Raw genomic sequence first — 24,129 nt, 5'->3', positions numbered from 1 at the left:
GGTCACGGTGGGTGGAGGTGGCCGCAGTGTAGGTAGGGATTGTGACAACATCATGAACGGGTGACGCCCCCCACCGGCACGCCACGAATCCATGGCGTGCCGCTCCCACGTGACGCTTACCGCTTGATCGCCGGGATCGCCGCCGGCTTCCACGGCTTGACCGGCTGTTCCTGCATCTTCTTCTCGAGCAGTTCGAGCGCTACCTCGAGCTGGCGGTCGCGTCCCGCGAAGGTCTCGTGCGGCAGGTTGTCGACTTCGACGTCGGGCGTGACGCCGACGCCTTCGATCAGCCAGTCGCCGTCGCTCGAGAACTGGCCGTTCTCGGCGACGCGCGCCATGCCGTTGTCGAGCAGGCCGTTGCCGTCGCTGAGCCAGACGCCGGCGCCGGCGCTGCGCTTGCCGACCAGGGGCCCGAGCTTGAGCGCCTTGACGCCGGCCGCGAAGGTCTCGCCGTCGGAATAGGTCAGCTCGTCCATCAGGACCACCAGGTGGCCGCGGAAGGTGTTCTGCATGTTCGAGTACGGCTGCTTGCCGTTCGAGGCCCAGAAGGCCCAGGAGCGGCGCAGCAGCTTTTCGATGATCCAGCTGTCGATGTTGCCGCCGTTGTTGCGGCGCACGTCGATGATCAGGCCCTCCTTATTGATGTTGGCGTAGAAGTCGCGCGCAAAGGCGTTGATGTCGCGCGCCACCATCGCGCGCAGGTGCAGGTAGCCGATCCTGCCTTTCGACATGGCCTCGACCTGCTGCGCCCTGCCCTGTTCCCAGTCGGCGTAGCGCAGGCTGGCGTGGCGCGCCATCGTGGCCGGGGTGACGATCACCGCGCGCGGCCTGGCGCCGGCGCGCTTCACGTGCAGCAGCACCTGCTTGCCGGCCGTGTCGAGCAGCAGGTCGGCGATGTCGCGGGCTTCGACCAGCGATTTGCCGTTCACCGCCGTGATGATGTCGCCTTCCCGGACGTCGACGTCGGGGGCCGCCAGCGGTCCTGCCTCCGACGGCAGCTCCGGCTCGCTGCGGTAGACCCGGTCGACCCGGTAGCCCTCAGGCACGCGGGTCAGCACGGCGCCCAGGCTGGCCGGCACGCCTTCGCTGGCGGCGCGGCGCACGTCGCCCGGACGGATCTGCGAATGCAGCGCCCCGACTTCGCCCACCATCATGCCCAGCACGTCGTCCAGTTCCGCGCGGTCGGTCACGCGCTCGACCAGGGGCGCGTAGCGCGCGCGCACGCCGTTCCAGTCGATGCCGCGCATCTTCGCGTCGTACAGGAAGTCGCGATGCATGCGCCAGGCGTCGTTGAACATCTGCTTCCACTCCAGGCGCGGATTCGAGCTCACCGCCCAGTCGTCGATCCTGACCCTGGACTTGGTCAGGTCAGCGGGCGCCTTGGCCCCGGCGTCGACGATCAGCATGTCGCCTGGCGCACCCTTGGCCCAGGTACGGTAGAAGATGTGCTTGCGGTCGTTCGACAAGCCGAATTCGCGCACGTTGGCGACAAAGGTTTCGGGCTGCGGCGCGCTGCGCGCGATCGCCAGGGTCTTGAGCGTGCCTTTGCCGGGCTCCTCGCCGGCTTCGAGCAGATACAGGCGCTTGTCGTCGACCGCGAGCGCGCGGTAGTTGCCCGAATCGACAGGCACTTCGTACAGGCGCTCGCGCAGGCCGGCCCAGGCGATGGCCGGCGTCGGCTGCTTGGTCTTGTCGGGGCCTGCATTGCTGGCTGCCGCTGCCGCCGTGGCAGCTGCCACGGCGGCACCCTTGTCCCCATCTTCGGCGCCCGGCGCCTTCACCGCCGCCCTGGCCGCGGCTTCCGGCGACTTCTCTTCCGGTTTGGTCAGCTCGTCCTCGGGCTTGAAGGGGAAGCGGACATCCGGCTGCAGCGCCAACGCATACACGCCGACCCGTTTGTCGAACACGGGCCCCATGTTGCGGTCGCCCCAGGGGCCGCTATTGCTCACGTTGAAATTGCGCGCCGAGAGGAAGTACAGCCACTTCCCGTCCGGCGAGAAGGCCGGCGAGTCCGCCTCGTAGCGGTCGGTCGTGACAAAGCTCATGGCCCTGGTCGCGAGATTGAACAGGCCGATCTGCTCGCGGCGCTCCTTGCTGCCGACGCGGACGAAAGCGAGGTTGCGGCTGTCGGGCGACCAGACCACCTGGTTCGACGGGTCGAGGCCGACCTGGCCGGCGTCGTCGACGATGACATTGGTTTTACTCGCCAGGTCGAGCAGCCAGGTGCGGCCCTTCTTGTCGGTATGGGCCAGCCATTTGCCGTCGGGGGACGGATACAGGTTCAGGCGGTGGCTGGCGCCGTCGCTGGTGAGCCGCTCGCCATGGCCCGAGCCGTCGGCGGCATAGCGCCAGATCTCGTTCTCGCCGCTGGTGTCGACGATGGCGTAGACCGATTTGTCGTCGTGGCTGAAGACGGCGCCGCGCGCACGCGCGCCCTCGGGCACCGCGATCTCGACGCGGCGATGGCTGCCGGTGCCGGCGATGGTGACGCGCCCGCGCGCGGTCAGCACGATGCGCCCGGCCTTGTTCGCCACGTCGATACTGGTCAGGGCCTCGAGCGGCGATTTTACCCGGCGCATGCGCTGCTGGTCGAAGTCCGACACCAGGCTCGCTTTCAAGGGCGTGTCGCTGCCACTGCCGATGTCGAACACGCGCAGGTCGGCGCCAAGCTGGTAGACGATGCGGCCGTCGCCGAGCGAGGCGGTGCGCACATCCCATTCCTTGTGACTGGTGAGGACGCGCCGGTCGCTGCCGTCCGGATTGGCCGTCCAGAGATTGTCGGCGCCGCCAGCATCGCTGATGAAGTACAGCCGTCCCTGCCACCACATGGCGCGCCGGTTGTTGGCGAGGTAACTGGCAGAGTCGCCCTTGAACAGCGGCTCGGCCTCGCCTTTGCCTTGCAAGTCGAAGCGCCACAGCTGGGCATGGGCCCCGCCGCGGTAGGACTTGACGTTATCGTTGGTCATGGACAGGCCCATGCGCGTGAAATAGACGATGCGCCCGGTGTCGTCGAGCGCGGCGTCGTTGGCGTCGGCCAGGGGCAGCACGCGGCGCTTGAGGCTGCCTGGGTCGAGCGCGGCGACCACGCGGTGCTTGGCCGGACCGGTCGTATTCTCGGTGCTGACCAGCACCTCGCCCCGGGCGGTCCAGCCCAGCACCGCCACGCCGCCGTTCTCGAAGGTGATCCGCTTCGGCAAGCCGCCTTCCAGCGGCATCACATAGGCTTCCTGTGCGCCTTCGTAGGAGGCGGCAAAGGCGACGAACTTGCCGTCGTGCGAGATCGCGGCATGGGTTTCAGCGGCCGGATGGGTCGTCAGGCGCATCGCCTTGCCGCCGCTCGTGGTCGTGCGCCAGAGGTCGCCCTCGGCGGTGAAGACCACGGTATCGCCGCGCACGGCCGGGAAGCGGAAATAAGGATCGGCGGCCACGGCCTGATTGCCGATCAGGGCCAGGGACAGCGCGAGGATGGTTCTGGGCACGTTCATGGTGGCGCAGGCAAAGGTTGCAAAAGAGCATGAGTTTGCCACAGTGCACATACGAGTTGATGTGCTTACAAGCAAAAAAAAACCGCGCACGGGGCGCGGTTTGTGTGAGCGGATCGAGGCTTACTCGATCTCGACCGTCTCGGCCGGGGCCGGCGGCGGCAGTGCGTCGCCTTCCGGGAACTCGAGCGTGACGTCGTCCTTCTCGTTCAGGTCGACCGTGACGCGTCCACCGTTGACCAGGCGGCCAAACAGCAGCTCGTCGGCCAGGGCTTTCCTGATCATGTCCTGGATCAGGCGCGACATCGGGCGTGCACCCATCTGCGGATCGAAGCCCTTCGAGGCGAGGAACTTGCGCAGCTTCTCGGTGAAGATGGCTTCCACCTTCTTCTCGTGCAGCTGCTCTTCCAGCTGCATCAGGAACTTGTCCACGACGCGCAGGATGATTTCCTCGTCCAGCGCGCGGAAGCTGATGGTCGCGTCCAGGCGGTTGCGGAACTCCGGCGTGAACATGCGCTTGATGTCGGCCATCTCGTCGCCTGCCGCCTTCGAATCCACGAAGCCCACCGAACGCTTGGTCAGGCTTTCGGCGCCCGCGTTCGTGGTCATGATGATGATCACGTTGCGGAAGTCGGCCTTGCGTCCGTTGTTGTCGGTCAGCGTGCCGTGGTCCATCACCTGCAGCAGGATGTTGAAAATGTCCGGGTGGGCCTTTTCGATCTCGTCCAGCAGCAGCACCGCGTGCGGCTTCTTGGTGATGGCTTCCGTCAGCAGACCACCCTGGTCGAAGCCGACATAGCCCGGCGGCGCACCGATCAGGCGCGACACGGCGTGGCGCTCCATGTACTCCGACATGTCGAAGCGAATCAGCTCGATGCCGAGGATAAAGGCCAGCTGCTTGGCCACCTCGGTCTTGCCGACACCGGTCGGACCGGAGAACAGGAAGGAGCCGATCGGCTTGTCCTGTTTTCCGAGACCCGCGCGCGCCATCTTGATGGCGGACGCCAGCGCGTCGATCGCAGGATCCTGGCCGAAGACGACGTTGCGCAGGTCGCGGTCGATCGTCTGCAGCTTGCTGCGGTCGTCCTGGTTGACCGTTTGCGGTGGGATACGGGCGATCTTGGCGATGATTTCCTCGATCTCGGTCTTGCCGATGGTTTTCTTCTGCTTCGACTTCGGCAGGATGCGCTGGGCTGCACCCGCTTCGTCGATGACGTCGATCGCTTTATCGGGCAGGTGACGGTCGTTGATGAAGCGTGCCGCCAGTTCCGCCGCGGTCGACAGCGCCGACGACGAATACTTCACGCCGTGGTGCTCTTCGAAGCGCGACTTCAGGCCACGCAGGATCTGCACGGTCTGCTCGACCGACGGCTCGTTCACGTCCACCTTCTGGAAGCGGCGGCTGAGGGCATGGTCCTTCTCGAACACGCCGCGGAATTCCGTGAATGTGGTCGCGCCGATGCACTTCAGCTGACCGTTGGCCAGGGCCGGTTTCAGCAGGTTCGAGGCGTCGAGCGTGCCGCCCGAAGCCGAGCCGGCGCCGATGATCGTGTGGATCTCGTCGATGAACAGGATGCCGTTCGGCGTGTCCTTCAATTGCTTGAGGACGGCTTTCAGGCGCTGCTCGAAATCGCCGCGGTACTTGGTGCCGGCCAGCAGCGCACCCATGTCGAGCGAGAACACGACGGCGTTCTGCAGGATCTCGGGCACCTCTTCCTGGACGATGCGCCATGCCAGCCCTTCCGCGATCGCGGTCTTGCCGACACCGGCCTCACCGACGAGCAGCGGATTGTTCTTGCGGCGGCGGCACAGGATCTGGATCACGCGGTCCACTTCCTCTTCGCGACCGATCAGCGGATCGATCTTGCCGTCGGCGGCAGCCTTGTTCAGGTTCTGGGTGAACTGGTCGAGCGGGCTCTCTTTCGTCGCGCCTTCGACTTGCGCCTCTTCCACGCCTTCCGACGCCTTCTGGCTGTCGATCTGCTGGTCCTTGCGCACGCCGTGCGAGATGAAGTTGACCACGTCGAGGCGGGTCACGCCCTGCTGGTGCAGGTAGTAAACGGCGTGCGAGTCCTTCTCGCCGAAGATCGCGACGAGCACGTTGGCGCCCGTGACTTCCTTCTTGCCGTTCGAGGCCGACTGCACGTGCATGATCGCGCGCTGGATCACGCGCTGAAAGCCGAGCGTCGGTTGGGTGTCGACCTCGCCCGTGCCGGGCACGGTCGGGGTGTTGTCACCGATGAAATTGGTCAGGGTCTTGCGCAGGTCGTCGATATTGACCGCGCATGCACGCAGGACTTCAGCGGCCGAGGGATTGTCGAGGAGCGCAAGCAGCAGGTGCTCCACGGTAATGAACTCGTGCCGTGCCTGTCGAGCTTCGACAAAGGCCATGTGTAGGGATACTTCAAGTTCCTGCGCAATCATACTTCCTCCATCACGCACTGCAGGGGATGCCCCGCCTTGCGCGCATGCGTTAAGACAAACTCCACTTTGGTACACGCTATATCTTTGGAAAACACGCCGCACACTCCTTTACCATGACGGTGCACGGAAAGCATGATCTGCGTCGCCGTCTCGCGATCCTTGTTGAAGTACTCCTGAATGATGGCCACCACAAACTCCATCGGTGTGTAGTCATCATTCAGCAACGCCACCTGGTACAGGGGCGGTGGTTTTACGACTTGCCGCTCCAGCAGCTGTTCGGTATCGTGCTTGGTTGCCATGGGCGTATTCTAAAGCGTTCCAGGATGATGCAAAGCGGAAATATCAGATCACGAGTTCAGATCGCGTCACTCAGCTCACTTCGATTCGCTTTCATCTTACTTGTTTTCCGTTGAAAGCGCAGATGGCGATCCGATTGCGGAAATCAAGAGCTGGGTTTGCACCCTGCATGCATGACGTATGAAAAAATTAACAACAGTCGCATCAAAGGGCTTGACTTCAAAATCCAGTGCATCAACAATGCAAACATTGACATGTACTTATGTACTTGTTGATAAGAAGTGAGCAGGCTGAGGAGGGGGCAAGAAGCTTCTTGCTTTTATGGCTCGTGTGATTTGTTTATATTTGAAAGTTCTTTTATGGCAACTGGTACTGTTAAGTGGTTCAATGATTCCAAAGGCTTTGGCTTCATCACTCCAGATGACGGCGGCGAGGATCTGTTCGCGCATTTCTCCGCAATCAACATGAACGGTTTTAAGACCCTCAAAGAAGGTCAGAAAGTCCAATTCGAAGTCACGCAAGGCCCTAAAGGCAAGCAAGCTTCCAACATCCAGGGCATGTAATACCGTCCTCGGAAGCGAGAAACCCCGCAGCATGCGGGGTTTTTTTTCGCCGAATAAAAAAGCCCGCCTCGACGAGACGGGCTTTATAGGCCAGGCCCGGCTTATTGCATCTGCTCGATCATGACCTCGCCAAAGCCCGAGCACGACACTTGCGTCGCGCCTTCCATCAAACGCGCGAAGTCGTAGGTCACGCGCTTCGAGGTGATCGCCTTTTCCATCGACGAGATGATCAGGTCGGCCGCTTCGGTCCAGCCCATGTGGCGCAGCATCATCTCAGCCGACAGGATCAGCGAACCCGGGTTCACGTAATCCTTGCCCGCATACTTGGGCGCGGTGCCGTGGGTCGCCTCGAACATGGCCACCGAGTCCGACATGTTGGCGCCCGGCGCGATGCCGATGCCGCCGACCTGGGCCGCCAGCGCATCCGAGACATAGTCGCCGTTCAGGTTCAGGGTGGCGATCACGCTGTACTCGGCAGGGCGCAGCAGGATCTGCTGGAGGAAGGCGTCGGCGATCGAATCCTTGATGATGATGTCGCGTCCCGTCTTCGGGTTCTTGAAGCGAACCCACGGGCCGCCGTCGATCAGCTCGGCGCCGAATTCCTTCTGGGCCAGCGCATAGGCCCAGTCGCGGAAACCGCCTTCGGTATACTTCATGATGTTGCCCTTGTGGACAATCGTGACCGATGGCTTGTCGTGGTCGACCGCGTACTGGATGGCCTTGCGCACCAGGCGCTCGGTGCCTTCGCGCGAGACGGGCTTGATGCCGATGCCCGAGGTTTCCGGGAAGCGGATTTTCCTGACACCCATTTCGTTAACGAGGAAGTCGATCATCTTCTTCGCGCCTTCCGACTCCGCCGCCCACTCGATGCCGGCATAGATGTCTTCCGAATTCTCGCGGAAGATGACCATGTCGGTCTTTTCCGGCTGCTTCAGCGGCGACGGCACGCCGGCGAAATAGCGCACCGGACGCAGGCAGACGTAGAGGTCGAGCTCCTGGCGCAGCGCCACGTTGAGCGAACGGATGCCGCCGCCGACCGGCGTCGTCAGCGGGCCCTTGATCGAGACCACGTAGTCCTTCACGACCTCCAGGGTCTCGGGCGGCAGCCAGACGTCGGGGCCGTAGATGCCGGTCGACTTCTCGCCGGCAAAAATTTCCATCCAGCTGATCTTGCGCCGGCCGCCATAGGCCTTGGCCACTGCCGCGTCGACCACCTTGAGCATCACCGGCGTGATGTCGATGCCGGTGCCGTCGCCTTCGATATAGGGGATGATTGGGTTGTCCGGCACGGTGAGCGAGAAATCGGCATTGACCGTGATTTTCTGGCCGTCGGCAGGTACAGTGATATGTTGGTACATCGTGTTTCTCCCAGGTGGTCGCAGGCGGGCGGCAGGCGCGCCATGCCAATTCCATTACAATAGCGGCGAAACCTGCCAGTCCTCTATAAGACATAAGATGGCGACTTGCATTATGCACCAGTATTTTGACAGATGCCACGACCCGGCGTCCGACGTTTTCGTTGGCATCCCCGCTTCAGCACCACCTTTTATTCATGCCGCTTATTCTCTTCAATAAACCCTTCCAGGTCCTGTGCCAGTTTTCGCCGCAGGAAGGCCGCGAATCGCTTGCGGATTACCTCTCGATTCCCGGCATCTACCCCGCCGGCCGGCTGGACGCCGACAGCGAGGGCCTGATGCTGCTGACCGACGACGGCGCCCTGCAGCACAAGATCGCGCACCCGGACCACAAGGAAGCCAAGACCTACCTGGTGCAGGTGGACGGCGTGCCGGATGCCGCCGCCCTCGCCCGCCTGCAGGCGCCGCTCGACCTGGGCGATTTCGTGACGAAACCCTGCCGCGCGGTACGCATCGCCGAGCCCGAATGGCTGTGGCCGCGCAATCCGCCGATCCGTACCCGCGCCGACAAGCCGACGGGGTGGATTGCGATCACGCTGGAAGAGGGAAAGAACCGGCAGGTGCGGAGGATGACGGCGGCGGTCGGCTTGCCGACGCTGCGGCTGGTGCGCAGCAGTATCGGGCCGTTCAGTCTGGCGACGCATCCGCTGATGCCGGGCGAGTTCGTCGAGGTGCCGGTGACCGCGATAAGGCGATGATTCGTAGGGGTGGGCGAGGCCAATGGCCTCGCCCACGGTTTCATCGGGCGCCCCGTGCCCACCGGACGCCCGAGTTCACGCGGTTCGAATACAAATAAAAAACCCGCCGGCCCTTTCGGGGCGGCGGGTTTTTCTTTACCGGCTGAGACTGCTTACGCGCCCAGCGACTCCAGTGCAGCGTTGAACGTCTTGCTCGGACGCATGATCGCCTTCACCTTCGCCTCGTCGGCCTTGTAGTAGCCACCGATATCGACCGGCTTGCCCTGCACTTCCAGCAGCTCGGCAACGATCCTGGCTTCGTTCTCGGCCAGGTTCTTCGCCAGCGGCGCGAAGTAAGCGGCCAGTTCGGCATCTTCCTTCTGCGCGGCCAGTTCCTGGGCCCAGTACAGCGACAGGTAGAACTGGCTGCCGCGATTGTCGAGCTCGCCGGTCTTCGGCGAAGGCGACTTGCGGTTGTCCAGCAGCTTGCCGGTTGCGGCGTCGAGCGTTTTCGCCAGGACCTTGGCCTTGTTGCTGCCGGTCTTGATGCCCAGGTCTTCCAGCGACACGGCCAGGGCCAGGAACTCGCCCAGCGAATCCCAGCGCAGGTGGTTCTCTTCGACCAGCTGCTGCACGTGTTTTGGTGCCGAACCGCCGGCGCCGGTTTCGTACATGCCGCCACCGGCCATCAGCGGGACGATCGACAGCATCTTGGCGCTGGTGCCCAGTTCCATGATCGGGAACAGGTCGGTCAGGTAGTCGCGCAGGATGTTGCCGGTCACCGAGATGGTGTCCAGGCCGCGCTTGACGCGTTCCAGCGTGTAGCGCATCGCACGCACCTGCGACATGATCTGGATGTCCAGGCCGGTCGTGTCGTGATCCTTCAGGTAGGTCTTGACCTTCTTGATCAGCTCATTTTCGTGCGGACGGTACGGATCCAGCCAGAACACGGCCGGCATGCCCGAGTTGCGCGCGCGCGTCACGGCCAGCTTGACCCAGTCGCGGATCGGTGCATCCTTGACCTGGCACATGCGCCAGATGTCGCCCTGCTCGACGTTCTGCGACAGCAGGACTTCGCCGGTGGCGATATCGGTGATGTTGGCGACGCCGTCTTCCGGCACTTCGAAGGTCTTGTCGTGCGAACCGTATTCCTCGGCCTGCTGCGCCATCAGGCCCACGTTCGGGACGGTGCCCATGGTCTTCGGATCGAAGGCGCCGTGCCATTTGCAGAAGTTGATGATCTCCTGGTAGATACGGGCGAAGGTCGATTCCGGAATGACTGCCTTGACTTCCTTCAGCTTGCCGTTCGCATCGTACATCTTGCCGCCGGCGCGGATCATCGCAGGCATCGACGCGTCGACGATGACGTCGTTCGGCGAGTGGAAGTTGGTGATACCCTTGGCCGAGTCGACCATGGCCAGCGCCGGGCGGTGTTCCTGGCAGGCGTGCAGGTCGCGCTCGATTTCTTCGCGCTGCGAAGCAGGCAGGTTGGCGATCTTGTTGTACAGATCGGCCATGCCGTTGTTGACGTTGATGCCGAGGCTGTCGAACAGGGCGCCGTGCTTCTCGAAGGCTTCCTTGTAGAACATGCGCACGCAGTGGCCGAAGACGATCGGGTGCGAGACCTTCATCATCGTCGCCTTGACGTGCAGCGAGAACAGGACGCCGGTTTCTTTCGCGTCGTCGATCTGCTGCTGGTAGAACTCGAGCAGGGCCTTGCGGCTCATGAACATCGAATCGATGATCTCGCCATCCTGCAGCGACACCTTTGGTTTCAGGACGATGGTCTGGCCGCTCTTGGTGATCAGTTCCATCTTGACGTCGCGTGCGCGGTCGAGGGTCATCGACTTTTCGCCATGGTAGAAGTCGCCGTGGGTCATGTGCGAGACGTGGGTGCGCGAGGCCGGCGACCATGGCTGCATCGAGTGCGGGTTCTTGCGTGCGTATTCTTTCACGGCGCGCGGTGCGCGGCGGTCCGAGTTACCTTCGCGCAGTACCGGGTTCACGGCGGAGCCGATGCACTTGCCGTAGCGTGCCTTGATGGCTTTTTCTTCGTCGGTCTTCGGGTCGGCCGGGTAGTCGGGCAGCTTATAGCCCTTTTCCTGCAGTTCCTTGATCGCGGCGGTCAGCTGGCCGACCGAGGCGCTGATGTTCGGCAGCTTGATGATGTTCGCGTCCGGCTCGAGCGTCTTCTTGCCCAGCTCGGCCAGCGCGTCAGGCACGCGCTGCTCCGGCGTCAGGGCTTCCGGGAAGGCGGCCAGGATGCGGGCCGCGACCGAAATGTCGCTCGACACGACATCGATGCCGGCGGCCTTGGTGAAGGTGCTGACGACAGGCAGGAAGGCGTGGGTCGCCAGCAGCGGCGCCTCGTCGGTCAGGGTGTAGATGATGGTCGGATTACTGCTCATGCGCTTTTTCCTCGGTTCTCGCGAACGGTCGCGATGGTTCAAACTAATAAGTAAGGCGTGTCTTCGTTCGCGCTGAACGCGACGTCCCAGGCGGTCCGCCGTTCATGCTACTCCTCCTTCACGCGAAGGGGAATGGATCGCGAAGGCGCTGCCGGGAGACCTCTGCCGCGCCTCGAGTCTTCTATAAGACATAAGACGAGCGTTTCACATTATGCACCAGTATTTTACTGTGCGCCACAGCTTTAGCAAGCCACAGGCGGCTGCCCGGCGCGCGGGCGCCTGCGAACGCGCTAGGATAGTGTCCAAAGCCGTGATGATTACGAAGGAGTTGCCATGACCGTCCGCCAGTCCGATGCACGGATGATTCCCGAACTGCGCTCCCTCGGCTGGGCCGGCTATCTGCTGGGCTTCGGCCTGGGCGGCTTTTTTGATGGCATCCTGCTGCACCAGATCCTGCAGTGGCACCACCTGCTCTCGCTCGTCACGCGCCCGCCCTTCCAGGACATCCGCATCCAGATCCTGGCCGATGGCCTGTTTCACCTGCTGATGTACGTGATCGCCTTCATCGGGCTGTGGAAGCTGTGGAAGGCGCGCCACCAGTTCGGCGCCGTGGGCGGCGACCGCCTGCTGCTGGCCAACGCGGCGACCGGCTTCGGCGCCTGGCACATCCTCGATGGGGTGCTGTCGCACTGGCTGCTCGGCATCCATCGCGTCCGGCTCGATTCCGACAAGCTGCTGTTCTGGGACTTGCTGTGGTTCGTCGTGTTCGGCGTGGCGTTTGTCGTGCTCGGCTGGTGGCTGCGGCGATCGAACGCCAGCTTTGGAGGCCGCGGCGGCGTGGCGGCGCTGGTGCTGGCGGTGCTGGTAGGCGGCCCGGTCGCGGCGCTGCCGCCGCCGGGGGTGGATACGGTGATGGTGTTCTACAAGCCGGGCGCCAGGCCGGCGACCGTGTTCGCCGGGATCGAGGCGGTCGACGGGCGCATCCTGTGGTCCTCGCCGGCGGGCGACGTGTGGGCGCTGGATGTCAAGGACAAGGAAAAAACGGCCCTGCTCTACCGCCATGGGGCCTGGATGGTCAGCAATTCGGCGCTCGCGGTCGGGTGCCTGGCCTGGACCTCGGCACGCAGTTGACCGTAGGGTGGGCTCTGCCCACGCGGTGATACGTACCGGCTCCGATTTCGTGCTCGACGATCTCGCCGTCGCGTATCACGCGTGGGCACGAGTGCCCACCCTACGGTGCACAACCGATAACGATGTTCGTCAGCGCGAATAATCGACCGAAAAAGCGGAAAAACCCGCCGGGGCTTGCGCCAGGCGGGTCTTTCTTCCACTGTACTGCCAGCGCGGCTTGGGCCGCGCGCCAACCGGTCTATCAGGCCGACAGGGCTTTCAGGGCAGCAGCCAGGCGGCTCTTGTGGCGAGCGGCCTTGTTCTTGTGGATGATTTTCTTGTCAGCGATGCTGTCGATGGTCGACACGGACGACTGGAAGATGCTGGTTGCAGCAGCTTTGTCGCCAGCCTGGATGGCTTTACGGACGGCCTTGATGGCGGTGCGCAGGGTCGAACGCTGAGCGCTGTTGTGTGCGTTTTGCTTAACTGCTTGACGAGCGCGTTTGCGCGCTTGTGCGGTATTTGCCATGGAATTTCCTAAATCGGGGTCAAGTTGCGTTTGCAAACATTAGCGAGTCAAACTGGCCCATTCCAGTGCCTGCCAAAACATTGTGTCTGCTAACAGAATTCAGTACAGCCCACGATTATAGCGAAACAACCCACTCCTGGCAAACCATTCTTCATTTTTACCACGAGAGAAACCGCGAGCGAGGTGTTGCCCAGCTATAATCTCGCCCCATGAATCTGCTCAAGACCCTCGCTGCCATTTCCAGCATGACGATGCTGTCGCGCGTTACCGGCCTGCTGCGCGAAAGCCTGTTTGCCCGTGCCTTCGGCGCCTCCGCCTATACCGACGCCTTCATCATCGCCTTCCGCATCCCCAACCTGCTGCGCCGCCTGTTCGCGGAAGGAGCTTTCTCGCAGGCCTTCGTGCCGATCCTGTCGGAATACAAAACCCAGTACGGCCAGGACGCGACCAAGGGCCTGGTCGATCATGTCGCCACCTCGCTGGTCTGGGCCACGGTGCTCACCAGCGTGGTCGGCATCATTGGCGCGCCGGTGCTGCTGCTGATGATCGCCGGCGGCCTCGAACGTAATCCGGAAGCCTTCGACGCCTCGGTCCTGATGACGCGCCTGATGTTCCCCTACATCGCCTGCATGTCCTTCGTCGCCCTGGCCGGGGGCGTATTGAATACCTGGCGCCAGTTCAAGATCCCGGCCTTTACGCCGGTGTTGCTGAACCTGTCCTTCATCTTCGCCTCGCTGGTGCTGGTGCATTACCTGGATCAGCCGATCTATGCGATGGCGATTGCCGTCTGCGTCGGCGGCCTGCTGCAGGTCGGGATCCAGATTCCGGCGCTCATCAAAATCGGCATGCTGCCGCGCATCTCCTTCAATCCGTTGTCGGGCCTGCGCGACGCCGGCGTGCGGCGCATGCTGAAAAAGATGGGACCGGCCGTGTTCGCCGTCTCGGCCGCCCAGATCAGCCTCCTGATCAACACCAGCATCGCCGCCAGCCTGGCCGAAGGCGCCGTCTCGGCCCTGCAGTACGCCGACCGCCTGATGGAATTCCCGACCGCGATGCTGGGCGTGGCGCTGGGCACGATCCTGCTGCCAAGCCTGTCGAAAGCCAGCGCCGAGAAAGACACCCACGAGTATTCCTCGCTGCTGAACTGGGGACTGCGCCTGACCTTCCTGCTGGCCCTGCCTTCCGCGGTCGGGATGGCGGCGATGGCCGAGCCGCTGATCGCCACCCTCTTCCACTACGGTAAATTCACCGCCGCGGCCATCACCTCCTCGGCCATGCCCTTGATGGCCTACAGCGCGGGCCTGGTCGGCATCATCCTGGTCAAAACCCTGGCGCCCGCCTTTTATGCGCGCCAGGACATCCGCACCCCGGTGCGCATCGCCGTCGGCGTGCTGGTCGCCACCCAGCTGATGAACCTGGTCTTCGTGCCGCTGTTCGGCGTGGCCGGCCTGGCCCTGTCGATCGGCCTGGGCGCCTGCATCAATGCGGCCTTTTTGTATTCGGGCCTGCGCCGGCGCGGCATCTACACGCCGCAAGCGGGCTGGGCGGTCTTCTTCCTGAAGCTGGCCGTCGCGGTCAGCGTGATGGGCGCGGTCGCCTGGTTCAGCCAGGCGCAGTTCGACTGGGCCGCACTGCGCGCCCGGCCGCTGCTGCGTATGGCGGCGCTGTTCGGCATCATCGCCCTCTCCGGCATCACCTATTTCGGCGTGCTGGCCGGCCTGGGTTTCCGTCCGCGCGACTTCAAGCGCCGCGCCAAGTAATCAGGCGCCCGAAGCGGTAGCGGGCGGAGGTGGCGGCGGTTCGTCCGGTTCGGCCGGCTCCTGTGCCGGTTCCGCGGGCGGCGGCTCGGTCGGCGGCGGTTCAGCCGGAGGTGGCTCAGCCGGTGACGCGGGCGGCGGGTCGGCCGGCGACGGCGGCGGCACCGGGGTCAACGGCGGCACCGGCGCCGGCGGCGGTTTCACCGGTGCCGGCGGCGGCGGAGGTACGGGGACGCCCTGCCCCGCCGTAAACTTCCACTCCGACAGATGCTCCTTGTTCTCGAAACCCTGGAAACGCGCGTCGAAGTTCGCCATTTTCAGCGGCTGCGCCTGCGACAGGCTGTAAATCGCCAGCACCCCGACCTTGTCGCCCTGGTACTGGATGCCCCACTCGGTGCCGCCCGTCACCGGGTCCACGAAGATCTTGCGCAGGTGGCGCCGGGTGCCGGGAAAGCGCGGATCCTTCAATAAGTCGTGCAGGGCCGGCGGCACCGGATTGGCCCCCTGGGGCGTGGCGGCGGCATAACTGCGCAGGGCCGCGCTGAAGGCGGCGCCGATCTCGAGCAGCTCCTGCTCGGCGGCCGCGCGCCGCAACAGGCCGTCGACCTTCAGCGTCGCCGCGCCGACCATCCCCAGGATCGCGACGAACACCACCAGCCCGACATAGGTGAAGCCGGCCTCGCGATGGACCGGTTTCGCTACCATTCGGCGTAGGGGCGGCCGTCGCGGCCGTTCCCCGGCGCGCCGCTGCGGATGTTGTAGACGGCGCCCGGCGTGCCCTCTTCTTCCGGCGGCGTGACGATCCAGCCGCTGTCGCTTTCCAGGATCGGATCCATCGGCAGGCGCGCCAGGTATTTTTTCTCGACCAGCTGCTCGAGCGAATCCGGATAGCGTCCGGTATCGGAATGAAACTGATCGATCACCGCGCGCGTGCTGCGCAGGTTATCCATCAGGATGGTTTCCTTTGCACTGTCCACGCTCGGGAAAAAGCGCGGCACGGCCAGCGTCAGCAGCAGCGCGACGATGGCCAGCACGACCAGCAGTTCGATCAGGGTGAAGCCGTTTCTGGAGCGTGGGGTTCGCATCGTCACCACCGCCGGTAAGGTATGCCGCTCAGGCCGACGCGGGTCGACGTCGAATACACGTCGTAGACGTCATCGCCCTCCTTCGGTTCTTCCGCTTCGCTGGCGTAGCTGCGCTTGCCCCAGGTCTGGGCGTCGCCCAGTCCGGGATCGGGATTGAACGGGTCGCGCGGCAGGCGGCGCAGGAAGTAGATCTTCGCGCCCTTGGGACTGCGCAGGTCGCGCACGCCGTCGACCAGCAGCTCGAGCTTTTCCGGATAGCCGCTGGCACCGGCCGCTTTCGCGATGCGGCCTTCATCGGCGGCGCGTTTATAGGCGTCGAGCGCGCCGCGGATCTCGCGCAGGGACTGGCGCAGGACCTGTTCGTTGCGGCGCTGGACGACCGTCTGGCCGACCGGGATGACCAGGGTGGCCAGCAGGGCCAGGATGGCGAGGGTGACGAGGAGTTCGATCAGGGTGAAGCCGCGCAGCCCGGCGCGTGGACGCGGGCGTGCGTTGAACACCTGTGCGGCGAGATTCATTTGGCGGGCGGCGGCGCCGGAACCGGCGTGACCTGGACACCCGGGGGCACCGTGTACGGCGCCGCTGCGGTGCCGACGGGCTGCGAGAGCGGCACGCCGGTCACCGGCGCCGGCGCGGCGGGAACGGGCGGCTGGCTGGCCGGCGCCGCGACGGCAGGCCGTACCGCCGGCTGCGGGACCGGCTGCGGCACCGGCAGGCGCACTGCGGCATCCGGACGGCGGCGGAAGCTCGCTTCGGTGCCGGCGCCGAATTCCGACGCCGTGGCCGGCGGCCTCTGGATCGTGCGCACCAGGTGCGGCGTGATCGACAACACGATCTCGGTCTTGTCGTTGGCATCGTGCGTGCTGCCGAACAGGCGCCCCAGGATCGGCAGGCTGCCGACGCCCGGCACCTTGTTGCCGCTGCTGCGCTCCTCGCTGTTGAGCAGGCCCGCCAGCACCTGGTTCTCGCCATCCTTCAGTTGCAGCATGGTCGTGGCCGAGCGGGTACCGATGCGGTAGGCGATCGAGCCGGTGTCGGTCTTGACCTCGCTGATCAGATTGCTCACTTCGAGCGAGATGCGGATGCCGACTTCGTTGTTCAGGTAGATGGTCGGCTCGACGTTGAGGGTCAGGCCGACGTCGACATAATTGATCGCCTGCGACAGGAAGTTGCCGGTCGTGCCGGGCGAGACCGTGCTGGTGATGTTCGGTACCTTCTCGCCGATGACGACCTTGGCCTTTTCCTTGTTGCGCACGCGGATGCGCGGATTGGCCAGCGTGTTCGAATCGGCGTCGGTCTTGTTGGCGTTGACGGTGGCGCGCACCCCGGCGACACCGATCACGCTGCTGTTCAAGCCGCGCAGTTCGTCGATCGACACCCGGGCGCCGCTGGCCGCGATCAAGGGCGAGAACTCGAGGCTCTGCGGCCAGGCCACGCCCAGGTCCATGATGCGCGAGCGCTTGATCTCGAGCACCTCGACGTCGAGCATGACTTCCGGCTCGGGCACGTCCTGCAATGCCACCAGCTGGGTTGCCAGCTTGACCGCCTCCGGACTGTCGCGCAGGATCACCAGGTTCAGCTTTTCGTCGACCACGACATCGCGCGATTTCAGGATGGTCTTGAAGGTATTCGCGATGCTCTTCGCATCCGCGTTCGCCAGGTAGAAGGTCTTGACCGTCAGCTCCTGGTATTCCTTGAGCTTGGCGGCGCTGTTCGGATAGATCAGGATCGTGTTGCCGTCCATGACCTGGCGTTCGAGCTGGTTGGTCACCAGCAGGAAGTGCACGGCCGCCTCCACCGTGCTGTTCTTCAGGAAGATCGAGGTGCGCATGTCCGAGCGCACGTCCTTGTCGAAGACGAAATTCAGGCCGGAGTGGCGCGCGATGATCTCGAAGACCTGGCGCAAGGGCGCGTCGCGGAATTCGAGGCTGATCGGCTTGCGGAAGCTCGCCGCCAAAGTCGCCTCCGCGGCCGGTGCGGCCGCCTTTTCGTCGAGCTCCGCCAGCATCAGGCGCGCGCCCTCGTGGCCGGGGCGCTCGGTGAGGATGGCGGCCAGCTTCAGGCGCGCCGCCTCGACGTCCTTCTTCTCAAGGTCGGCGCGCGCGCCGTCGAACAGGGCGCTGTGGCGGCGGTCCGCCTCGATCTGGCGCAGGCCGGCGCGGCCACGCTCGTTGGCCGGGTCGATCTCGAGCGCCTCCAGATAAGCCGCGCGCGCCGCGTCGGCCCGGCCGGCGGCCAGCTCGCGCTCGGCCTGTTCCACCAGCCGCGTCGTGCTGGCATCGCGGGCGCGCAGCAGGGCCGCGCGGTAGACGGCATTGCCCGGGTCGGCGGCCACCGCCTCGCGGTACTTGACGAGACCGGCCCCCACCTGCTGCTGCGCGACGAGCGCATTGCCTTCCTGGTAGGCGCGCTGCGCCGTGCAGCCCAGCAGCAGAGCGGTAACACACAGTGCGCTGCCGAGGGCGCGAATCCGGGAAAGAACCATTACTCGAATACTCCAATGTTGAGCTGCTGGACCTGGTTCAGCGGCAGGTAGGTCAGGGTCATCAGGGGCGGCGCGATGCGCTCGATGCGCCAGGCGCCATCGAGCACGGCGCCCTCGTGCGCGATATGCGTGCGCTCGCCGCTGGCGAGATACACCTCCCACTTGCCGTCTTCGAGCGACTTGCCGATGACGGTAAAAGGCAGGGGCGGCGCGCTCGGCGGCGGGGGTGGCGCGGGTTTCGGCGGCGGCGGAGGCGGCGGGGTCCAGTCCTGGCGGCCGAACAGCGCACCCTCGGCACCCTCGGCCGCATTGAAACTGTCCTTGCCGTCGCCGATCAGGGTCGCGCGCGGCACCAGGCGCGCGATCGGCGGCACCGGCTTCGACGCGGCCGAAGTCGCCGAATTCGCCGTCCTGGCAGCCACGGCGCGCGCCGACAGCGGACGCTCGACCGCCTCGGCCACCTCCCCTTGCGGACTGCGGTCGCCGAAGACCAGCAGCCCGGCGGCCACCAGCAGCGCGGCGCCCATCGCGATGTGACGCGGCTTCATCGCGGCGCTCCCGGCGCATCGAGCAGGTAGAGGGTCAGGCGCAGGCGCGCTTCGATCGCGGTCGCGCCGATGCTGTCGCGCTTGAAGCTGACGTCGTCGAGCGAGGCATAGGGCAGCGCGCGCAGGGCCAGCAGCGCGAATCGCCAGACTTGGGCATAGCTGCCCTTCACCGGCAGGTCGATCTGGTAAGTGTGCAGATTGGCGTTGCGGTCGACGCCGCGCTTGTACTCGCCCTGGCGCAGCACCAGGCCGCTCTTCGCCGCCAGCGCAAACAGGGTCTTCAAGCCCGGCTCGACGTCGCGCTGGCGCCCGAGCGCACTGCGGAACAGCGCCAGGTTCTCGAGCGCGCCGCTTTCCGGCGCGAGCGGCACCACCACCACCGGCGGCGGCAGCGCGGCCGCGCGCCGGGCGCGCGCCCTTTCCTGTTCCAGCGCCTCGCGCGCCGGCAGCACCCAGGCCAGGGCGGCCAGGCCGGCGCCGCACAGCAGGAGCGCGGCGATCGTCACCGGGTTCGTCGCGCGCAGCGCCAGGCGCACACGGAGCCACACAGTCGTGAACCTCATGGCGCCTCCCATGCGGCGTCGAGCTGGAAGCGCAGCGGGCGGTTCGGATCCTGCTCGACGACTTCGTGGCGCACCAGCGTGACCGAGCCGAACCACTCCTCGCGCTCGAGCAGGTTCACATAGGCCAGCATGTCGTTGCTGTTCTTCGCTTCGGCGGTAATGCGCAGCACGCGTTTGCGCGCGTCCGGCTCGAGCGCCAGCAGCGCGACGGTCGGCGGCGTGGCCGCGCGCACGGCGTCGTGCAGCGCGCGCCACGGAAGGTTCAATTTCGCGATCGCGGCGTTCACGGCCACCGCTTCCTGCTCGCCGACGGGCGCACGCAGGGCCGCCGGTGCGGGCGCGGCGGACGGCGCCGGCATCGCGGCGCGCGCGCGCAGCGCCGCCAGCTGGGCGTCCACCTCTTCGCGCGCTTCGCGGTAGTCCAGCACCTGCACCAGCGCGAACGCGCACAGCGCCAGCGCGGCGATCGCCGCGACGCGGGCAGCCAGGGGGGCGCGCAGCAGCGTGCGGCGCAGGCCGGACGGCGCGAAATCCAGGCGCACGCGCTTCATGCGGCGCTCCCGGTGCAGGCCAGGCGCACCGCACCGGCTTCGCCCGCCGTGCCATCGTCGAGCAGAATGCAGGCGAACTGTTTTCCCGCGCCTGCCCAGACGCGCGGTGCGGCGCCGCACAGCTGCAGCAGCTTTGGTGCGGCCAGCCCGAGGCGCAAGGCATCGCGCCCGACGTGGCCGTCCAGCCAGGCGCGGTCGGCTCCCGGCGGCACCACGGCCGTGCGCAGCGCGACCAGCACGCGCCCGTCGTAGGCGGCCAGGGTCAGGACCTGGCCGTGCACCAGGCCGAACCAGGCGCCCGGCCGGCGCAGCCGGCGCCAGCCGTTCATCGCGGCGACGAATTGCGGCACCACTTCGACCAGCGGGCAGCGCGCCTCGCGTGCGGCCAGCGCCAGGCTCTCCAGCAGCGGCGCCGGCAGGGCTGCGGCCAGGAAGGGCTGGCTGGCCTGCCAGTCGGCGGCCAGCGTCCATCCGGCCGGCGCGACCCCGAACAGGCTCGTAAAACGCATCGCGGCCGCGGCCTCGAGATCGGCGGGACTGGCGGCCTGCGGCGGCGGTGTCACCTGCCACATGCGGGCCAGTTCGTCGGCCAGCACCACGCTCAGGGGCCAGCCCGCGCATCCGGCGCCGCCCAGCAGCGTGCGCAGGCCGTGCGCCAGCGCGGCCGGCTGGTGGACGTCGACGCGCGCCTCGGCCACGAGCTCGCGCCGCGCGCCGAACAGGCGGCTGGTGCGCACCAGGGCCAGGCTGTCGTCACCGACGCCCAGGCGCAATGCCTGCCCTGGCAAGCGTGCCTTCAATTCAGGCATGCTGGGTCACCCTCCGGATTTCGTCGAGGGTGGTGGCGCCGCGCCGCACCAGGTCGAGCGCGGCCAGGCGCAGGCTGCGGGTGCCGTTGGCCTGCGCGGCGGCCTTGATGCGCCGGATCGGCTGCTTGTCGACGATCAGTTCGCGGATCTCGTCGTTCAGGGTCAGGATCTCGGCGATCGAGCGCCGCCCCTTGTAGCCGGTGCCGCGGCAGTCGCCGCAGCCCTTGCCGCGCATGAAGACATAATCGCCCACCTCTTGCCGTTCGAGCCGCGCCGCCGCCAGCTCGGCGTCATCCGGATCGTACTGCACCGCGCAGTGCGGACAGTTCATGCGCACCAGGCGCTGGGCCCAGATGCCGTTCAGGGCCGAGACGAACGCATACGGGTCGATCCCCATGTGCGTAAAACGGCCGAATACGTCGAACACGTTGTTCGCGTGGACGGTGGTCAGCACCAGGTGGCCGGTCAGCGCCGACTGCACCGCGATTTCGGCAGTCTCGCGGTCACGGATCTCGCCGACCATGATCTTGTCGGGGTCGTGGCGCAGGATCGAGCGCAGGCCTTTTGCGAAGGTCAGCCCCTTCTTCTCGTTGACCGGGATCTGCAGGATGCCGGGCAGCTGGTATTCGACCGGGTCTTCGATGGTGATGATTTTTTCGCGCCCGTTGTGGATTTCGGTAAGCGCGGCGTACAGGGTCGTGGTCTTGCCCGAGCCGGTGGGCCCGGTCACCAGCAGCATGCCGTAGGCTTCCTGGGCCAGCTGGCGCAGGGTCGCCAGCGAAGGCGCGTCGAAACCAAGGGCTTCGAGCGTCAGCGCGCCATAGGCCTCCACCATGGCGCGCTTGTCCAGGATACGGATGACCGCGTCCTCGCCGTGGATGCTCGGCATGATCGACACCCGCAGGTCGATCTCGCGCCCGCCCGACTCGACCCGGAAGCTGCCGTCCTGCGGGACGCGGCGTTCGGCGATATCGAGTTCGGCCAGCACTTTCAGGCGCGAGATGATGTGCTCGGCCAGCTCGATGCCGCCGACGCTGGTGGCGTGATCGAGCACGCCGTCGACCCGGTATTTCACCGCCAGCCCCGTTGCCGTGCTCTCGAGGTGGATGTCGGACGCGCCCGCCTTCAGGGCGTCGTACAGGGTCGAGTTGACCAGTTTGACCGCCGGGCTTCCCGCTTCCGAGACCGAGGCAAACGAGAGCACGGCGGCCATCTTGCCGTCGCGCCGGGCGTTGTCGTTACTCGGCGCAAGCGTGTCGACCGCGCGCGCCGAGGCTTCCTGGCGCGACAGATAGGCCTGGATGTCGGAGGCCAGCGCCAGGCGCAGGTGCAGCGGCGCGCGCGGCGAACTGCCGGCCTGCGCCGCGAGCCAGGTCTGCTGGTCGAGGTCGAAGGGGTCGGCAATCACGCCGGTCAGCTGGCCGCCGGCGCCGCGCAACAGCAGGCAGTGGCGCGCCATGGCCTGGGCCAGCGGCAGCAGGTCGAAGGCCGGCTGCTGGCTCAGCATCTCGCTGGTCTCCATCACGGTGAGGCCGAAGGGTTCGGCCAGCGCCGCAACCAGCTGGCGCGGCTCGAGGCCCGTGAGCGCTTCGAGTTCGGCCACCAGGGTGCGCTGCGACGCGCGGCTCTGGATGCGGGCGCGCGCCAGCAATTCGGCGTCGATCTTCGTCATCAGGACATCGCCTTTCAAGACATATCTCCGGCCAGGTCGAAGATCGGCATGTACAGCAGCACCACGATCGCCCCGACCACGAGGCCGATGGCCGCCATCAGCAGCGGCTCGAAGGTGCGCGTGAAGCGGTCGATCCAGCGGCTGATTTCGCCGTCATAGAAGGCGGCCGATTGCGTCAGCATCGGGCCCATGTCGCCGGTGCGCTCGCCGACCCGCAGCATGCGCAGCGAGATCGGCGTGGTGAGGCCGTTCGTTTCGAATGCATCCGACAGCGGCCGCCCCGATTCGATGGCGGCGCGCGCATTCGCGAGCGCGGTCCGCAAGGTATTCGACACCATCGGCTGCACCGTCTCGATCGCGCTCACGATCGTGATCCCGCCTTCGGTCAGCATGCCGAGCGTGAGATAGAGGCGCGACAGTTCGTAGATGCGGGCGCGTTCGCCGATGCCGGGCAGGCGCCCCACCAGGCGCGCAATGCCACCGCTGCGCAGCAGGCGCCGCACCCCACCGATGGCCAGCGCCAGCAGCGCGACCGCGCACAGCAGGATCGCGCTGCCGTGATTCGACGCGAATTGCCCCCATTCGAGCAGGAGTTGGCTCATCCACGGCAGGTTGCGCCCTGCTCCCTGGTAGACCTCGGCGAAACGCGGCACCACGTAGCCGATCAGGAAGCTGGAGACGCCGCCGCCCACGCACAGCAGGATCACCGGATAGATCGAGGCGCTGACGATTTTCGAGCGCACGGTATCAATGCGCTGCTGGTAGTCGATGTAGCGCGAGAGCGCGCGCGGCAGGTCGCTGGTGCCTTCGGCGGCGCGCACGATGCCGACATACAGCGGCGGGAACAGGGCCGGCTGGGCGGCCAGCACGCTGGAGAAGCGCTGGCCCTCGCGCAGGCCGGCCAGCAGGCGTTCGAGCACGCCGCGCGCGGCCGGATTGGCTTCCTTTTCCAGCAGGGCCTCCAGGCCTTCGACGATGCCGAGTCCCGCGCTCAGCAAGGCCAGCAATTCCTGGCTGAACAGGACGAGCGAGAGTTTCGGTCCGCGCGCGCGCGCCAGGCGCACGCCGCCGCTGGGCTCGACCGCGCTGACGAACAGGCCGCGCGCCTCTGCCTGGCGGCGCGCGTCGGCTTCGTCGAACGCGTCGACCAGGATGTGCGAGATCGACAGGTCGGGCGCGAGGGTGCGAACTGCAAACTGCATGAAGACGTGCCCGGGTGTGTTAGGTGAAGAGTGAAATCAGAGCGAGGAAATGTCGGCGTTGTCGCCGGCGCCGCCGGGCTGGCCGTCACGGCCGAACGACACGATCTCGTATTCTCCCTTGGCGGCGGGCGAACGGTATTGATATGGGTGTCCCCATGGGTCGGGCGGTACGCCTTTTTTCAGGTAGGGACCATTCCACTTGGCGCCGGCGCTCGCGGGCGCCGTCATCAGGGCGGCCAGGCCCTCTTCGCCGCTCGGGTAGCGTCCGACGTCGAGCCGATAGGTGTCGAGCGACTTTTCGAAGGCCTCGATTTGCGCCTTGGCGATCGTCACTTCCGACTTGCCGAGCTGGGAAAAATACTTGGGACCGACATAGGCCGCGAGCAGGCCGATGATAACGATAACGACCAGCAGTTCAAGCAGCGTAAAACCACCCGCGCGCGTACGCGACGACCGGGCATTGCGGGTTACGACATTCATCCAGACACTCCAGAGTTGACCGTTTGATCAAACCCGTGAAGCGTATCACGGCAATATACTTCAGGCAACCAA

21 protein-coding genes are annotated in these 24,129 nt (G+C 65.8%); 4 read left to right on the top strand and 17 right to left on the bottom strand.

Annotated elements, in window-relative coordinates; translation table 11 throughout:
* Positions 1–116: 116 nt before the first annotated feature.
* The 3 genes from ACI48I_RS12660 to clpS form a co-directional block, all read right to left on the bottom strand.
* Complete coding sequence (locus tag ACI48I_RS12660) at positions 117–3,485, bottom strand: S41 family peptidase (protein ID WP_498574376.1); 3,369 nt, start codon at positions 3,483–3,485, stop codon at positions 117–119.
* A 120-nt stretch (positions 3,486–3,605) separates the two neighbouring features.
* Entirely contained in the window at positions 3,606–5,906 is a 2,301-nt protein-coding gene (gene clpA, locus ACI48I_RS12655) for an ATP-dependent Clp protease ATP-binding subunit ClpA (protein WP_193686578.1), read from the bottom strand.
* Positions 5,903–6,205: an ATP-dependent Clp protease adapter ClpS gene (gene clpS / locus ACI48I_RS12650; RefSeq protein ID WP_056339252.1), complete on the bottom strand. Its 303-nt coding sequence runs from the start codon at positions 6,203–6,205 to the stop codon at positions 5,903–5,905. Before clpS ends, clpA begins: the two co-directional genes overlap by 4 nt.
* Before the next feature lie 357 nt (positions 6,206–6,562).
* On the opposite strand from clpS, the gene cspE reads away from it, so the two are divergent.
* Complete coding sequence (gene cspE / locus ACI48I_RS12645; protein ID WP_020653506.1) at positions 6,563–6,766, top strand: transcription antiterminator/RNA stability regulator CspE; 204 nt, start codon at positions 6,563–6,565, stop codon at positions 6,764–6,766.
* A 101-nt stretch (positions 6,767–6,867) separates the two neighbouring features.
* On the opposite strand, the gene icd is transcribed toward cspE, so the two are convergent.
* Positions 6,868–8,124, bottom strand: coding sequence for an NADP-dependent isocitrate dehydrogenase (gene icd / locus ACI48I_RS12640; RefSeq protein ID WP_193686579.1), 1,257 nt, complete (start codon positions 8,122–8,124; stop codon positions 6,868–6,870).
* 194 nt (positions 8,125–8,318) lie between these two features.
* Here icd and ACI48I_RS12635 point away from each other — a divergent pair, with 194 nt between their 5' ends.
* The gene (locus ACI48I_RS12635; RefSeq protein ID WP_193686580.1) at positions 8,319–8,879 is read left to right on the top strand and encodes a pseudouridine synthase; all 561 of its coding nucleotides are present in this window, start codon (positions 8,319–8,321) and stop codon (positions 8,877–8,879) included.
* A 152-nt stretch (positions 8,880–9,031) separates the two neighbouring features.
* Here ACI48I_RS12635 and ACI48I_RS12630 read toward each other — a convergent pair whose 3' ends face one another.
* Positions 9,032–11,266, bottom strand: a complete 2,235-nt coding sequence (locus ACI48I_RS12630; RefSeq protein WP_193686581.1) for an NADP-dependent isocitrate dehydrogenase — start codon at positions 11,264–11,266, stop codon at positions 9,032–9,034.
* A 333-nt stretch (positions 11,267–11,599) separates the two neighbouring features.
* On the opposite strand from ACI48I_RS12630, the gene ACI48I_RS12625 reads away from it, so the two are divergent.
* Complete coding sequence (locus ACI48I_RS12625; protein WP_498574375.1) at positions 11,600–12,397, top strand: DUF2243 domain-containing protein; 798 nt, start codon at positions 11,600–11,602, stop codon at positions 12,395–12,397.
* Positions 12,398–12,638: 241 nt separating this feature from the next.
* On the opposite strand, the gene rpsT is transcribed toward ACI48I_RS12625, so the two are convergent.
* The gene (rpsT, locus tag ACI48I_RS12620; protein ID WP_056339242.1) at positions 12,639–12,905 is read right to left on the bottom strand and encodes a 30S ribosomal protein S20; all 267 of its coding nucleotides are present in this window, start codon (positions 12,903–12,905) and stop codon (positions 12,639–12,641) included.
* Positions 12,906–13,114: 209 nt separating this feature from the next.
* Here rpsT and murJ point away from each other — a divergent pair, with 209 nt between their 5' ends.
* Positions 13,115–14,665, top strand: coding sequence for a murein biosynthesis integral membrane protein MurJ (murJ, locus tag ACI48I_RS12615; protein ID WP_498574374.1), 1,551 nt, complete (start codon positions 13,115–13,117; stop codon positions 14,663–14,665).
* Here murJ and ACI48I_RS12610 read toward each other — a convergent pair whose 3' ends face one another.
* From ACI48I_RS12610 to gspG, 11 genes are read right to left on the bottom strand one after another with little or no spacing between them, the layout of a single operon-like run.
* Positions 14,666–15,367, bottom strand: a complete 702-nt coding sequence (locus ACI48I_RS12610; protein WP_498574373.1) for a type II secretion system protein — start codon at positions 15,365–15,367, stop codon at positions 14,666–14,668.
* Positions 15,361–15,747, bottom strand: coding sequence for a type II secretion system protein (locus tag ACI48I_RS12605; RefSeq protein ID WP_498574372.1), 387 nt, complete (start codon positions 15,745–15,747; stop codon positions 15,361–15,363). Before ACI48I_RS12605 ends, ACI48I_RS12610 begins: the two co-directional genes overlap by 7 nt.
* A 2-nt stretch (positions 15,748–15,749) precedes the next feature.
* Positions 15,750–16,265: a prepilin-type N-terminal cleavage/methylation domain-containing protein gene (locus tag ACI48I_RS12600; protein ID WP_193686585.1), complete on the bottom strand. Its 516-nt coding sequence runs from the start codon at positions 16,263–16,265 to the stop codon at positions 15,750–15,752.
* The gene (locus ACI48I_RS12595) at positions 16,262–18,232 is read right to left on the bottom strand and encodes a secretin GspD/PilQ domain-containing protein (protein WP_498574371.1); all 1,971 of its coding nucleotides are present in this window, start codon (positions 18,230–18,232) and stop codon (positions 16,262–16,264) included. Before ACI48I_RS12595 ends, ACI48I_RS12600 begins: the two co-directional genes overlap by 4 nt.
* The gene (locus ACI48I_RS12590) at positions 18,232–18,780 is read right to left on the bottom strand and encodes a hypothetical protein (protein WP_193686587.1); all 549 of its coding nucleotides are present in this window, start codon (positions 18,778–18,780) and stop codon (positions 18,232–18,234) included. Before ACI48I_RS12590 ends, ACI48I_RS12595 begins: the two co-directional genes overlap by 1 nt.
* Complete coding sequence (locus ACI48I_RS12585; RefSeq protein ID WP_498574370.1) at positions 18,777–19,343, bottom strand: hypothetical protein; 567 nt, start codon at positions 19,341–19,343, stop codon at positions 18,777–18,779. Before ACI48I_RS12585 ends, ACI48I_RS12590 begins: the two co-directional genes overlap by 4 nt.
* Positions 19,340–19,894 (bottom strand): PilN domain-containing protein, encoded by a 555-nt coding sequence (locus ACI48I_RS12580; RefSeq protein ID WP_498574369.1) that lies wholly within the window; start codon positions 19,892–19,894, stop codon positions 19,340–19,342. The genes ACI48I_RS12585 and ACI48I_RS12580 overlap by 4 nt, the downstream gene beginning before the upstream one ends.
* The gene (locus ACI48I_RS12575; RefSeq protein ID WP_498574368.1) at positions 19,891–20,703 is read right to left on the bottom strand and encodes a hypothetical protein; all 813 of its coding nucleotides are present in this window, start codon (positions 20,701–20,703) and stop codon (positions 19,891–19,893) included. The genes ACI48I_RS12580 and ACI48I_RS12575 overlap by 4 nt, the downstream gene beginning before the upstream one ends.
* On the bottom strand, positions 20,696–22,375 hold the full coding sequence (locus ACI48I_RS12570; protein WP_498574367.1) for a GspE/PulE family protein: 1,680 nt from the start codon (positions 22,373–22,375) through the stop codon (positions 20,696–20,698). Before ACI48I_RS12570 ends, ACI48I_RS12575 begins: the two co-directional genes overlap by 8 nt.
* Before the next feature lie 14 nt (positions 22,376–22,389).
* Positions 22,390–23,577 (bottom strand): type II secretion system F family protein, encoded by a 1,188-nt coding sequence (locus ACI48I_RS12565; protein WP_498574366.1) that lies wholly within the window; start codon positions 23,575–23,577, stop codon positions 22,390–22,392.
* 36 nt (positions 23,578–23,613) lie between these two features.
* Positions 23,614–24,057 carry a type II secretion system major pseudopilin GspG gene (gene gspG / locus ACI48I_RS12560; protein ID WP_498574365.1) on the bottom strand — a complete coding sequence of 148 codons (444 nt, stop codon included), beginning with the start codon at positions 24,055–24,057 and terminating at the stop codon, positions 23,614–23,616.
* Positions 24,058–24,129: the final 72 nt, after the last annotated feature.

The sequence above is a fragment of the Massilia sp. LXY-5 genome (assembly GCF_059801075.1).
The sequence above is the reverse complement of the archived record's forward strand: the minus strand, read 5'-3'. Positions and strand labels throughout refer to the sequence as shown.

What these genes read in the sequence shown, in the direction of transcription:
- ACI48I_RS12660 (WP_498574376.1), bottom strand. Translation starts at nt 3,485, where the DNA reads ATGAACGTGCCCAGAACCATCCTCGCGCTGTCCCTGGCCCTGATCGGC.
- clpA (WP_193686578.1), bottom strand. Translation starts at nt 5,906, where the DNA reads ATGATTGCGCAGGAACTTGAAGTATCCCTACACATGGCCTTTGTCGAA.
- clpS (WP_056339252.1), bottom strand. Translation starts at nt 6,205, where the DNA reads ATGGCAACCAAGCACGATACCGAACAGCTGCTGGAGCGGCAAGTCGTA.
- cspE (WP_020653506.1), top strand. Translation starts at nt 6,563, where the DNA reads ATGGCAACTGGTACTGTTAAGTGGTTCAATGATTCCAAAGGCTTTGGC.
- icd (WP_193686579.1), bottom strand. Translation starts at nt 8,124, where the DNA reads ATGTACCAACATATCACTGTACCTGCCGACGGCCAGAAAATCACGGTC.
- ACI48I_RS12635 (WP_193686580.1), top strand. Translation starts at nt 8,319, where the DNA reads ATGCCGCTTATTCTCTTCAATAAACCCTTCCAGGTCCTGTGCCAGTTT.
- ACI48I_RS12630 (WP_193686581.1), bottom strand. Translation starts at nt 11,266, where the DNA reads ATGAGCAGTAATCCGACCATCATCTACACCCTGACCGACGAGGCGCCG.
- ACI48I_RS12625 (WP_498574375.1), top strand. Translation starts at nt 11,600, where the DNA reads ATGACCGTCCGCCAGTCCGATGCACGGATGATTCCCGAACTGCGCTCC.
- rpsT (WP_056339242.1), bottom strand. Translation starts at nt 12,905, where the DNA reads ATGGCAAATACCGCACAAGCGCGCAAACGCGCTCGTCAAGCAGTTAAG.
- murJ (WP_498574374.1), top strand. Translation starts at nt 13,115, where the DNA reads ATGAATCTGCTCAAGACCCTCGCTGCCATTTCCAGCATGACGATGCTG.
- ACI48I_RS12610 (WP_498574373.1), bottom strand. Translation starts at nt 15,367, where the DNA reads ATGGTAGCGAAACCGGTCCATCGCGAGGCCGGCTTCACCTATGTCGGG.
- ACI48I_RS12605 (WP_498574372.1), bottom strand. Translation starts at nt 15,747, where the DNA reads ATGCGAACCCCACGCTCCAGAAACGGCTTCACCCTGATCGAACTGCTG.
- ACI48I_RS12600 (WP_193686585.1), bottom strand. Translation starts at nt 16,265, where the DNA reads ATGAATCTCGCCGCACAGGTGTTCAACGCACGCCCGCGTCCACGCGCC.
- ACI48I_RS12595 (WP_498574371.1), bottom strand. Translation starts at nt 18,232, where the DNA reads ATGGTTCTTTCCCGGATTCGCGCCCTCGGCAGCGCACTGTGTGTTACC.
- ACI48I_RS12590 (WP_193686587.1), bottom strand. Translation starts at nt 18,780, where the DNA reads ATGAAGCCGCGTCACATCGCGATGGGCGCCGCGCTGCTGGTGGCCGCC.
- ACI48I_RS12585 (WP_498574370.1), bottom strand. Translation starts at nt 19,343, where the DNA reads ATGAGGTTCACGACTGTGTGGCTCCGTGTGCGCCTGGCGCTGCGCGCG.
- ACI48I_RS12580 (WP_498574369.1), bottom strand. Translation starts at nt 19,894, where the DNA reads ATGAAGCGCGTGCGCCTGGATTTCGCGCCGTCCGGCCTGCGCCGCACG.
- ACI48I_RS12575 (WP_498574368.1), bottom strand. Translation starts at nt 20,703, where the DNA reads ATGCCTGAATTGAAGGCACGCTTGCCAGGGCAGGCATTGCGCCTGGGC.
- ACI48I_RS12570 (WP_498574367.1), bottom strand. Translation starts at nt 22,375, where the DNA reads ATGACGAAGATCGACGCCGAATTGCTGGCGCGCGCCCGCATCCAGAGC.
- ACI48I_RS12565 (WP_498574366.1), bottom strand. Translation starts at nt 23,577, where the DNA reads ATGCAGTTTGCAGTTCGCACCCTCGCGCCCGACCTGTCGATCTCGCAC.
- gspG (WP_498574365.1), bottom strand. Translation starts at nt 24,057, where the DNA reads ATGAATGTCGTAACCCGCAATGCCCGGTCGTCGCGTACGCGCGCGGGT.